The sequence below is a fragment of the Mesorhizobium sp. M1B.F.Ca.ET.045.04.1.1 genome (assembly GCF_003952465.1).
Classification (GTDB): Bacteria; Pseudomonadota; Alphaproteobacteria; order Rhizobiales; family Rhizobiaceae; genus Mesorhizobium; species Mesorhizobium shonense.
The window spans coordinates 7,184,152-7,195,754 of the sequence record NZ_CP034448.1 but is presented as its reverse complement, the minus strand read 5'-3'; the positions used below and the strand labels follow the sequence as shown (position 1 = coordinate 7,195,754).

Annotated in this window: 8 protein-coding genes; 3 read left to right on the top strand and 5 right to left on the bottom strand. The window is 63.6% G+C overall.

Features of this window, described 5'->3' with window-relative positions; genetic code table 11:
- Positions 1-52: 52 nt before the first annotated feature.
- Complete coding sequence (locus EJ071_RS35490) at positions 53-604, top strand: tetratricopeptide repeat protein (RefSeq protein WP_126102008.1); 552 nt, start codon at positions 53-55, stop codon at positions 602-604.
- The gene (locus tag EJ071_RS35485) at positions 601-1,146 is read left to right on the top strand and encodes a prepilin peptidase (protein ID WP_126102007.1); all 546 of its coding nucleotides are present in this window, start codon (positions 601-603) and stop codon (positions 1,144-1,146) included. Before EJ071_RS35490 ends, EJ071_RS35485 begins: the two co-directional genes overlap by 4 nt.
- Before the next feature lie 13 nt (positions 1,147-1,159).
- On the opposite strand, the gene EJ071_RS39860 is transcribed toward EJ071_RS35485, so the two are convergent.
- Positions 1,160-2,149, bottom strand: a complete 990-nt coding sequence (locus tag EJ071_RS39860) for an ABC transporter substrate-binding protein (RefSeq protein WP_245460093.1) — start codon at positions 2,147-2,149, stop codon at positions 1,160-1,162.
- Between the two features lie 97 nt (positions 2,150-2,246).
- Between EJ071_RS39860 and EJ071_RS39855 the strand changes: the two genes are divergently transcribed.
- Complete coding sequence (locus EJ071_RS39855) at positions 2,247-2,399, top strand: hypothetical protein (protein ID WP_245460092.1); 153 nt, start codon at positions 2,247-2,249, stop codon at positions 2,397-2,399.
- Positions 2,400-2,737: 338 nt separating this feature from the next.
- On the opposite strand, the gene EJ071_RS35475 is transcribed toward EJ071_RS39855, so the two are convergent.
- The 4 genes from EJ071_RS35475 to EJ071_RS35460 all read right to left on the bottom strand — a co-directional run bounded on the left by EJ071_RS35475 (position 2,738) and on the right by EJ071_RS35460 (position 11,309).
- Positions 2,738-3,106 (bottom strand): hypothetical protein, encoded by a 369-nt coding sequence (locus EJ071_RS35475; RefSeq protein ID WP_126102005.1) that lies wholly within the window; start codon positions 3,104-3,106, stop codon positions 2,738-2,740.
- Between the two features lie 72 nt (positions 3,107-3,178).
- A complete protein-coding gene (locus EJ071_RS35470; protein ID WP_126102004.1) occupies positions 3,179-6,442 on the bottom strand; it encodes a DUF5801 repeats-in-toxin domain-containing protein in 3,264 nt (1,087 codons plus the stop codon).
- Complete coding sequence (locus tag EJ071_RS35465) at positions 6,439-7,947, bottom strand: DUF5801 repeats-in-toxin domain-containing protein (protein WP_126102003.1); 1,509 nt, start codon at positions 7,945-7,947, stop codon at positions 6,439-6,441. Before EJ071_RS35465 ends, EJ071_RS35470 begins: the two co-directional genes overlap by 4 nt.
- Positions 7,944-11,309 carry a VCBS domain-containing protein gene (locus tag EJ071_RS35460; RefSeq protein ID WP_126102002.1) on the bottom strand — a complete coding sequence of 1,122 codons (3,366 nt, stop codon included), beginning with the start codon at positions 11,307-11,309 and terminating at the stop codon, positions 7,944-7,946. The genes EJ071_RS35465 and EJ071_RS35460 overlap by 4 nt, the downstream gene beginning before the upstream one ends.
- Positions 11,310-11,603 lie beyond the last annotated feature (294 nt).

Here is an 11,603-nt window from a genome sequence, read left to right as displayed (position 1 = left end):
CCGGCCGTATGATTAGCCTCTAAAACCGATTCGGGGACTCGTGGGACACACAATGATGCGGCCAAAGCGCCTCGCAGTCGCGACTAGCCTGCTGTTTATCTTCCTTGCGGGCTGCCAGACAAAAGACATCGCGGACGGCGTGGTTCGCACCAACGAGCCGGCCAAAGGCGACTACACCGCCTTCGGCGACGCCTTCGATGGGCTGAAGACGGTCAGCGACGTCGACTATTACGCCTCGGACCAGGCGGTTACCGAGGCCAAGACCCAATTCCGTTCCGAAAATTACGGCAATGCGGGCGCGCTCTTCTACAAGGCGACACGATTGGCGCCCAACGATGGCGTTGCTTGGCTCGGCCTTGCCGCCTCCTGCGACCGCATCCGGCGCTTCGATCTGGCCGACCTCGCCTATGGCCGCGCCTATCGACTGCTCGGCGCGACGCCGGAATACTACAACAATGTCGGCTATTCCTACCTGCTGCGCGGCAAGCTGCAGGAGGCGCGTAGCAACTTCCTCAAGGCTTATGAGCTCGCGCCCAACGACCCGACCGTGGCCAACAATTTGAAGCTTCTATCCTCCAGCGTGCGCAACATCGAGCGGTCATGAGCCTTTTGCTTGCCGCGTCGTTGCTGCTCAAGGCGTTGGCCGTTCCATTGCTTGCGAGGGTCGCCTGGGTCGATTTCTCCACCCAGAAGATCTCCAACCGCGACATTCTGCTGCTGCTTTGCATGGGCCTTGGTTCGCTGCAGCTTTTCTCGGTTCAGACGGGGTCATGGTGGGATATGGGCCTGAGCGCCATCGCCGGCCTGATCCTGTTCATCGCGCTCTTTCCGTTCTGGGTCCTGCGCAAGGTCGGGGCCGGCGATGTCAAACTGATAGCTGTCACTCCGCTCCTGATTGGCGGAAGCAATCTCACGGTGTTTTCGGTGTTGCTGCTGGTTTTCGCCATCGCCACGGCGGCTGTGGTCAAGAATCCTTTTCTGCTGCCGGCCGGAATGTTTCGGCACTACGTACAACACATGGATCGAAAAGGTGTGGTCCCGTTTGGCGTGCCCATCTCCGCGGCTGCGATCTGCACGATAGCTTTGCAAATGTACCAAGCTCTCATGGTGGCAACGAGTTCCGGGGTATTGCAGCAGCTCAACTGAGCTTGCCGCCCCTCTAAAACCCAGCCGTCTGTTTCTCCACCAGCTTCAGTCTACCTTTTTCCACCTTGAAGAACGGCATCGATCTTTGGCTCGAGCCGTCGGCGCGGAAGCGGAACAGGCCGGTCGAGCCGCGAAAACCGCTCGCATTCTCCAGCACCTGTTTGGAGAAGCCGTTCGGGCCGACCGAGCTCGCTATGCCGGCCGACAGCGCCACCATGTCGTAGGCGTAGGCGACGTTGACGTCGGGCTGGTAGTTGTAGGTCGCCTTGAAACGGTCGGCGATCGGTCCGGTCTCGCCCTGGTCGAGCGTCGCGATATAGGCGCCCTCGTAGAGCGGGTCGATCGGACGCTCGAGCCAGCGGTCGGTGCCGATCAGGCTCACGGTCTTGCCCGGAATGCCTTTCGCCTTCAGCGCCGCCAGCACGGCGGTGGGGCTGCCGTCGCCGCTGGCGACGACGACGGCGTCGGGAGCGTCGACCAGCGAGCCCATGTCGGACGCCGCCTTCGCGCCGTCCGACGCCGAATAGGGGAGCGTCACGGCAAGCGCCGCGCCATAGATGCTGAGCGCGTTGGCGACCCTGGCCTCGACGGCGCCGGCGTCAGCGCCCGCCGGCACCATGAGCACGAATTTCTTGGCGCCCTTGCCGGCGACGGCGGCCGCGCCCGCGGCCGCGCTGTCGGCTTCGCTGAGGCGCACCGAATAGACGCCCGGGCCGCCGGCGAAATTGTCGGCCAGCGCCAGCACCGGCGGCCGCTGCGTGCCGGAGAGCTTGGCAAGGTGCTGCGCGGCGCCGATCTCGGCCGGGCCGATGATGGCCTTCGCGCCGCCCGAGGTGATCGCCTTCACCGCCAGGTCCTTGGCTAAGGCGCTGTCGCCGCGCGTGTCCTCGATCGTCAGCGTCACCAGCTTGTCGCCGAGATCGGTCATCGCGAGGCGCGCGGCATCGTACATCTTCCTGCCGTTCTCGCCGGCGCTGCCGGAGGCCGAGAGCGGCAAAAGCATCGTTATCTTCGTAGGGCCCGTGCCGAGCGTCAGATTTCCCTTCGGCGCGGGGCTTGCAGGGCCGCCGGCTTGCTGCGCGGGCTGGGCGGCGGGGTTGTTGGCCTGGCTGCCGGGCGCGGCGATCGCCGAGGGATCCAGCACCGCCGATGCGCCGTTCTTCGACTGGCAGCCGGAGACGGCGGCGACAACGACGAGCGCCAGAGCAATTCCAGGAAAAGTGCGCAGCGGTTTTCCGTCCGGAATTGCATGAAGGCAAGAGTGAGCAATTCCAGGAAAAGTGCGCAGCGGTTTTCCGTCCGGAATTGCATGAAGGCACGAGTGGGCAATTTCAGGAAAAGCGTGCAGCGGTTTTCCGTCCGAAATTGCGTCAAAACAAAGAGATAGGAGATTTCGCCGTTTCCGCGAAACGGTGAAATGTCCTGGAGCAATTTCAGGAAAAGTGTGCAGCGGCAAGGCCCGGAAGCGACGCCGCCGGAAATGCCAGGCGGCGCCGGCATACGCGTCAGCCGGCGCCGGGCACGCGCAGGCAACCGCCTCCGCCCAGGCTCTCATGACCATCATCGCGGCCGATCGGCGCAGCGGGTCAGTTCAGTGCATGTACTCGACCATGCGGTCGTGGAAGCACTCGCACTTGTTGAGGTAGTCCTCGTCCTTGTAGTTCGTCTTCAGGTAGCCATAGGCCTTGCCGCAGGCGACCTTGGCTTCCGATGCCCAGACGAAGGCCGGGCGCGACGAGTTGATCCATTCCGGGCTGTTGGCGACGGCGATGGAGTCGTCCATCAGCTTCACCACCCGGTCCTTGAGCTCGACCATGTTGTCGGTCAGCACCAGGTCCGACGTGCCGACGGTGCGGCAATAATTCACCGCCGGCTCGCCGATGATGTCGGCGGCAAAGCCCGTCGATCCGGCCAAGAGCAGCGCTATGGCCGAAGCCAGAAGTTTTGCACCACGCTTCATGTAAGTCCCTCTCCAAATTACTAATTCATGGTTCGCTAATGCATAGCACGGGAGTATGGCTTCACGCCACGCTTATACGGTCGTCGTTTGCGGTTGTGCGTGTATCCCATCGTCGTAAAGGATGTTGATTGTGCCGGCTGCCGGATGGGGCGTCAGATCCGCAACCTCGACGAAAGTGGCGCCGTTGCCCGCTCCGTCCGTGTCGACGCTCAGAACGCCTGTGCCGGCGTCATATTTCACGAAGTTGGCGACGTCGGCGCCACCGGTCTGGAACAGCGCGGTGAGATCGATCTTGTCGCCTTCGCCGGCATTGTAGTCCGTGATCAGGTCCTTGATGTTCAGTTCGAGATGGTCGAGCTTGAACGTGTCGGCACCTGTGCCGCCGGCAAGCGTGTCGTGACCAAGGCCGCCGATCAGGAGATCGTTGCCATCGCCGCCATTGAGCGTGTCGGCTCCGGCAAATCCCTGCAAGATATCATTGCCGCCGTTGCCGTTCAGTATGTCGTCATTGGCCGTGCCCTGCATGGTCTCGGCATCCGCCGTGCCGGTATAGGTAACGCCATTGACGACGTGAACGTCCAGTTGCTGTGCCGTCGACGTATCGCCGTCCGCGTCTTTCAAGGTGACGTTGAGGGTCAGATCTGCATTTTGCGCAGTGGTGGTCGTCGTGACGAAACCGATGTCGGTGAACTTGATCACGTCGTTGTCGCTCGTAAAGGCCTCAGTGCCGCTCGATCCACCTGTATCGCCGGTATCCTTATTCAGATTGATACCGGAGCCGGTGATACCTTCGGTCGAGGTCAGCAATTGCATCCCGGTAATGACATAGTTTTCGCCAGGATTGATGTTGTAGTCATTGCTCTCGATGATGACGACGCCGTCGGCACTACCATAGCTGATGTTGTAGGGATTGCTCTGACCCGCCAGATAGACATCCGCATAGTCGACCACAACGGCTCGCGTCGTGATCTGGTTGGTGTCAGGATCCAGAAGCTTGAGGATGACGACAAAATCCTCGCCGGCTCCTAACTGCTCAACCTTGAAATAGACCGACGACACCTGGGCATCTGCGGGGTTGTTGGTATTCGCTCCGGGGTCAGAGGTGTAGAAATTCATGTCGACGACTTCGCCGCGCTGGATCGTGCCACTGCCGGTACCGATATTGGCATTGTTAGCAAACACCTCTGTGTCGGCGGCGTGGAAGAGATCGCCCGCAGCATACGCCGTGGCGCTGCCAGGGGCTCCAGTCGCCGTCAGTGGCACACCATTGCCACCCGAGGTCGGTTTGTCGGCGGTGAACTGGACGAAGAAGTTGGTGTCCAACTGCGCTACCACGACGGCCGCCGGCCCGCTGGTATCCGCCGAACCGTCTGCGTTGTAGCCGTCGAAAGCACTTGCCCCGCTTGTTGTCAGCACGGTCACGGAGTTGATCGGGTCGGCCAGATCAACAGTATAGGTTCCCGCCACCTTGTCGAAAGTGAGGGTGCCCGTTTCCTGGGTTGTCACGTCACCCGTGAGATAGCTGAAGCTGATGTTGAACACGGCTTCAGTCGAGGTCTCGGAGGCCCAGGTCACGGTCGGCGAGGTGATAGCGTTCCCGGCCACAGTGCCGGTCAGTGTAATCGCCGCAAAGTCGGAAATGAAGCTGCTGTAGGTCGCATGTCCGTCAGCACCGATGGAGTAGTCGAACACACCGGTTCCGCTGACGGTCCCGCTGTTGGAAAAATAGAGATCCGTCTTGTCGAGAACGGTCGGCCCGTCGTCGTCGAAGGTGATCTGGCTCGACACGTCGGCCGTGTTGCTGGTCGCCGTGTCGTTGTCGCCGTCCTTGACCGTGACGGTCACGCCGAGGCTGCCGTTGGCCAGGGCCAGGGTCTCGTCATAGCTGTTGAAGCCGTTGCCGGCCGTCGCTTCGGCCGGATGGTCGAGCGACAGATACTGCTCGACCGTCACCGCGCCGGTTGTCGCATTGATCGAGATCGCAAATGCCGCCTGGCCATTGAACGTGCCGCCGGACACGACACCGACGACCGCGCCATTGACCAGCTGCAGGCTGATCGCCGAGCCGTCCGTCAGCGTCAGGCCCGAGTTGGCATTCGTCACCGTCAGCGCATAGACCGTGCTGCCCGAGGCAGCGGCGCCATCCGCGCCGAACAGCGCGTTGACCGTCACCAGCGCTCCGACGCTCGTCGCCGTCGAGATATAGCCCGAGCCCGACACGTCGGGATCGTTGCCCTTCACGATCGCGCCGGTGTCGATTGTGGCGACGCCGCTCGAAGTCGCCGTCTCGTCAAGCGCGACCTTGACCGTCGAGGCCGCGGCAATCGTCACCGACGGCCCGTCGTCGTCGAAGGTGATCTGGCTCGACACGTCGGCCGTGTTGCTGGACGCCGTGTCGTTGTCGCCGTCCTTGACCGTGACGGTCACGCCGAGGCTGCCGTTGGCCAGGGCCAGGGTCTCGTCATAGCTGTTGAAGCCGTTGCCGGCCGTCGCTTCGGCCGGATGGTCGAGCGACAGATACTGCTCGACCGTCACCGCGCCGGTTGTCGCATTGATCGAGATCGCAAATGCCGCCTGGCCATTGAACGTGCCGCCGGACACGACACCGACGACCGCGCCATTGACCAGCTGCAGGCTGATCGCCGAGCCGTCCGTCAGCGTCAGGCCCGAGTTGGCATTCGTCACCGTCAGCGCATAGACCGTGCTGCCCGAGGCAGCGGCGCCATCCGCGCCGAACAGCGCGTTGACCGTCACCAGCGCTCCGACGCTTGTCGCCGTCGAGATATAGCCCGAGCCCGACACGTCGGGATCGTTGCCCTTCACGATCGCGCCGGTGTCGATTGTGGCGACGCCGCTCGAAGTCGCCGTCTCGTCAAGCGCGACCTTGACCGTCGAGGCCGCGGCAATCGTCACCGACGGCCCGTCGTCGTCGAAGGTGATCTGGCTCGACACGTCGGCCGTGTTGCTGGACGCCGTGTCGTTGTCGCCGTCCTTGACCGTGACGGTCACGCCGAGGCTGCCGTTGGCCAGGGCCAGGGTCTCGTCATAGCTGTTGAAGCCGTTGCCGGCCGTCGCTTCGGCCGGATGGTCGAGCGACAGATACTGCTCGACCGTCACCGCGCCGGTTGTCGCATTGATCGAGATCGCAAATGCCGCCTGGCCATTGAACGTGCCGCCGGACACGACACCGACGACCGCGCCATTGACCAGCTGCAGGCTGATCGCCGAGCCGTCCGTCAGCGTCAGGCCCGAGTTGGCATTCGTCACCGTCAGCGCATAGACCGTGCTGCCCGAGGCAGCGGCGCCATCCGCGCCGAACAGCGCGTTGACCGTCACCAGCGCTCCGACGCTGTCGCCGTCGAGATATAGCCCGAGCCCGACACGTCGGGATCGTTGCCCTTCACGATCGCGCCGGTGTCGATTGTGGCGACGCCGCTCGAAGTCGCCGTCTCGTCAAGCGCGACCTTGACCGTCGAGGCCGCGGCAATCGTCACCGACGGCCCGTCGTCGTCGAAGGTGATCTGGCTCGACACGTCGGCCGTGTTGCTGGACGCCGTGTCGTTGTCGCCGTCCTTGACCGTGACGGTCACGCCGAGGCTGCCGTTGGCCAGGGCCAGGGTCTCGTCATAGCTGTTGAAGCCGTTGCCGGCCGTCGCTTCGGCCGGATGGTCGAGCGACAGATACTGCTCGACCGTCACCGCGCCGGTTGTCGCATTGATCGAGATCGCAAATGCCGCCTGGCCATTGAACGTGCCGCCGGACACGACACCGACGACCGCGCCATTGACCAGCTGCAGGCTGATCGCCGAGCCGTCCGTCAGCGTCAGGCCCGAGTTGGCATTCGTCACCGTCAGCGCATAGACCGTGCTGCCCGAGGCAGCGGCGCCATCCGCGCCGAACAGCGCGTTGACCGTCACCAGCGCTCCGACGCTCGTCGCCGTCGAGATATAGCCCGAGCCCGACACGTCGGGATCGTTGCCCTTCACGATCGCGCCGGTGTCGATTGTGGCGACGCCGCTCGAAGTCGCCGTCTCGTCAAGCGCGACCTTGACCGTCGAGGCCGCGGCAATCGTCACCGACGGCCCGTCGTCGTCGAAGGTGATCTGGCTCGACACGTCGGCCGTATTGCTGGTCGCCGTGTCGTTGTCGCCGTCCTTGACCGTGACGGTCACGCCGAGGCTGCCGTTGGCCAGGGCCAGGGTCTCGTCATAGCTGTTGAAGCCGTTGCCGGCCGTCGCTTCGGCCGGATGGTCGAGCGACAGATACTGCTCGACCGTCACCGCGCCGGTTGTCGCATTGATCGAGATCGCAAATGCCGCCTGGCCATTGAACGTGCCGCCGGACACGACACCGACGACCGCGCCATTGACCAGCTGCAGGCTGATCGCCGAGCCGTCCGTCAGCGTCAGGCCCGAGTTGGCATTCGTCACCGTCAGCGCATAGACCGTGCTGCCCGAGGCAGCGGCGCCATCCGCGCCGAACAGCGCGTTGACCGTCACCAGCGCTCCGACGCTCGTCGCCGTCGAGATATAGCCCGAGCCCGACACGTCGGGATCGTTGCCCTTCACGATCGCGCCGGTGTCGATTGTGGCGACGCCGCTCGAAGTCGCCGTCTCGTCAAGCGCGACCTTGACCGTCGAGGCCGCGGCAATCGTCACCGACGGCCCGTCGTCGTCGAAGGTGATGGTCAGCGTGCCGGTCGCGGACGAGTTGTCGGCATCGGTGATGGTGTAGGTCAGGCTGGTCGTCGGATCGATCGCGTTCTCGTCGTTCGGGCCGCCCGCATGCAGCACGTTGTCGAGCAGCGTCACCGTATAGGCGCCGGTTGCCGGATCCGTCACATGGACCGTGAACAGGGGGTGCCGATGCGGTCGCCGCTGGTGGTGGTCGCCGTCAGCGTGTTGGTGCCGGCGTCCCAGCTATAAGTCACATTCTCCTGGCCAACCGTGCCGGAGGTGCCGTTAAGGGTGGCGAAGGAGAAGCCGTTGGTGCCGGCGCCGTCGCCGCCGAGGCTGCCGCCGAGCGTGCCCGAGAAGCTCGCCTCGCTGCTGGCCGGACCGTCCGCATCGCCGATATTGGCGTCGATGTCACCCATCGTGCTCGCCGGATTGCCGCCTGCAAGACCGTCATCGTCGACCAAGGCCGCGGCCGTGCCGCTCGTCGGCGTATTGGCATCGGTCACCACGAAGCTGATGCCAGCGGTCGCCGTATCGCCATCGCCGTCCGTCACCGTGTAGGTTGCGGATGCGGCACCAGTGCCGGCAACCGAGCTGTCGGCGGTAAAGGAGTAACTGCCGTCGGCCTTGACCTTGATGAGGCCGTCGCCGATGTCGATCGCCTGCGAGTAGCCGTCTTGGCCGAAGACCAGCAGCGTGCCGTTGATATGCGTCACCGTGGCGCCGTCGGCGCCGGCGGCGAAGTCCAGCGTTCCGGTGATCGTTGCGCCTTCTGCGACGTTCTGCGAGGCCTCGACCGAAGCCGTCGGTGCATCGTCATTGAAGGTGATGGTCAGCGTGCCCGACGCAGTGGAACTGTCGGCGTCGGTGATCACATAGCCGAGATCGACCGTTGCATTGTTCTCGTCGTTTGGACCCTGTGCGTGGACCACATTGTCGAGCAACGTCACCGTGTAGGCGCCGGTTGCCGGGTTCGTTACATGGACGGTGAACAGAGCGCCGCGCGGGCCTGTCGCCGTCAGCGTGTCGGTGCCGGCATCCCAGCTATAGGTCACGCTCTCCTGGCCGACCGTGCCGCCGGTACCGTTGAGAGCCGCGAAGGAGAAGCCATTGGCGCCCGCGCCGTCGCCGCCGAGGCTGCCGCCGAGCGTGCCCGAGAATGTCGCTTCGTTGTTGTCGCCATCGGTATTTGGCACGGCGATGTCGCCCGTCGTGCTTGCGGCGTTGCCGCCGGCAAGCCCGTCATCGTCGACCGAGGCCGCCGCCGTACCGGCGGTCGGATGGTTGGCGTCCGTCACGACGAAGCTCAAGCCGGCCGTTGACGTGTCGCCGTCGCTGTCGGTCACCGTATAGGTCGCCGAAGCCGCGCCGGTGCCGATCACCGGATTGTCGGCTGTAAACGAGTAGCTGCCGTCGGCCTTGACCTTGATCGAGCCGTCGCCGATGTCGATCGTCTGCGAGTAGCCGTCCTGGCCGAAGACCAGCAGCGTGCCGTTGATATGCGTCACCGTGGCGCCGTCGGCGCCGGCGCCGAAGTCCAGCGTGCCGGTGATCGTCGCGCCCTCGGCGACATTCTGCGGGGCCTCGGTCGAAGCCGTCGGCACGTCGTCGACGATATTGACGGAGAGCGTGCTGTTGGCGCTCTGGCCGTCCAGGTCGGTCAACGTGACGTCGAAATTCTCGAACAGGCTGTTGGAGCCCTGAACTGCGTCGTGCGCTTCATTGTCGACGAGCGTGTAGGTGTAGGTGACTTCACCGGTGGCGGCATTGTAGGCCGTCACTTCCAGCGTATTGCCGAGAGCGGTAGTGAAGGAACCGGCAGTGAACGTGCCATTGGTGATGAAGTCATGTCCGTCGATCGCCAGCGAAGCGATGCCGTCGGGCGAGTGGATGGTGAAGGTGCCGCCCTGGGTGGTGCTTTCCTTTGACGTGTCGGAGCCGTCCGACTCGCCGGATCCGCGGCTGGCCAAGAGGTCATCCTCGTTGACGACGACGTCGCCGCCCTGGGCCTCCGGCGTCAGGTCGGTGATCTCGGGCGTCGAGTTGCCGATCGAGATCGTCAGCGTGGTGTGCGAGGTGTCGCCGTCGCCGTCCTTGATCGTATAGGTGAAGACGTCGTTGACGCCGCCGGGCGTGTTGGCGTCGCGCACATAGGTGTAGCTGCCGTCGGCGTGGAGCGTCAGCTTGCCGTAGGCGCCCTGGATCGCCGTGTTGAGCGTGCTCGCGTCGTCCAGATCGGCATTTGTCGTGCCCTTGGCAACGCCGACCACCGTCGCGCCGTCGGCGCCTTGGGTGTCGGCAACGCCGTCCGTCGTGTTGGCATCGCCCGCATCGGTGCCGCCAACCAGCACATTGCCGGTCGCCGGGCCGATTTGACCGGCCGCCACGCTGTCGGTGTCGGCGATCGCCGTCGGCACGTCGTCGATGATGGCGACGGCAAAGGTGGTGCTGGCCGTATCGCCGTCTGAATCCGTGACGGTGATGCTGAAATTGTCCGGAACCGTGTCGGTCTGATCGAATCCGTCCGTCTGTTTGGGATGCGTGACCGACTCGGTCACCGTATAATTGTATTCGATAGCGCCGGTGTTCGGATCGAACGAGACGATGGTCAGGTAGCCGAACTGGCCCTGGATCTGCTGGCCGGTGCCGGTGACGGTGACGCCGTTGATGACGATCGATCCGATGCCGTCCGGCGCATCGATGCTGATCGTTCCGATGCTTGACGTTTCCGCGTTGCTCGGCGCGTCGCTGCCCGGTGATTGTCCCTGTCCGCCGTTCAGGCCGGTCTCGCTGGCCGCCTCGTCCGGGCTGAGCAATGACACGGCCACGACTGAAATGCCCCTATCGACTACGGACGGGAACAGCTCGCGGTTCTCCGGCTGTCCGAACTGCAATGCCGTCGGCGGCAAAAGCGACGTCAGGCCGAAGCCGTCGCCGATACCGCCGGGAGGAACCGAGAAGTTTCCACCGGCGCTGCCGGGCGCGCCATTTCCGCCGGCTGAGATCGAGCCGTCGGCGCCGAAGGCGACATCGACATGGCTGGATTCAAGGGCCGCGATCAGGGCAACGCGCGGCACTTCGACGTCGCCGATGATGAAGGTCGGCACGTTCAGCGCGCCGTCCTTGATGACGATCTCGGATCCGTCGGGCTGCACCAGCACGAGATTGTGTCCGTCGACCTTGATGTTGTCGATCGAGACATTGGCCGGAAGCTTCACGACGTTGCCGGCCTCGGCATGGTATTCATGCGGAACGTTCGAGGCCGCCGCGTTCGCCGCCGGCGCATTCCCGGCGGGAGCGTTGGCGTCCGCCGCCGGCTTGTCTGCCCCCTGTACATTCTGCGCGTTGTCCGCGCCCTGTGCCGGCGCGCCTTTGCCGACATCGACCGGTACAGGTTCACCGCTCTGCGCTGCCTGGCCGCCGGCGGCCTGCGCGACTTGCACGCCCGCCGAGACCGGATGTTCGCCAACAGTCGTGTGCTCGTCCGAGGAATTTGAAACGGCGTCGAATTCGATACTGGTCGTCATAGCTCAAGCCCCCTTCGGCATTTCCCGGAAAGAGACATGTGAGCGTCGAACTTTGCAACACACCTTCAATCTTTTTCATATACTTGAATATGTAGAGATTTGTATTTTTTACACTTGGTAAATCGTCATCATATATCCGGTTATGTATTATTGGAGGCGCCGTCGGACCGGTTGGGAAATGCGGCGCCGGTTCGGTTAGCAAAAGTATAAATTTAAATAAAATTTGACACAAAGCAGAATAGATTGATTCGCGGAACTTTACCCACCTTCCTTTCCGATAATTTGAGACAAGAT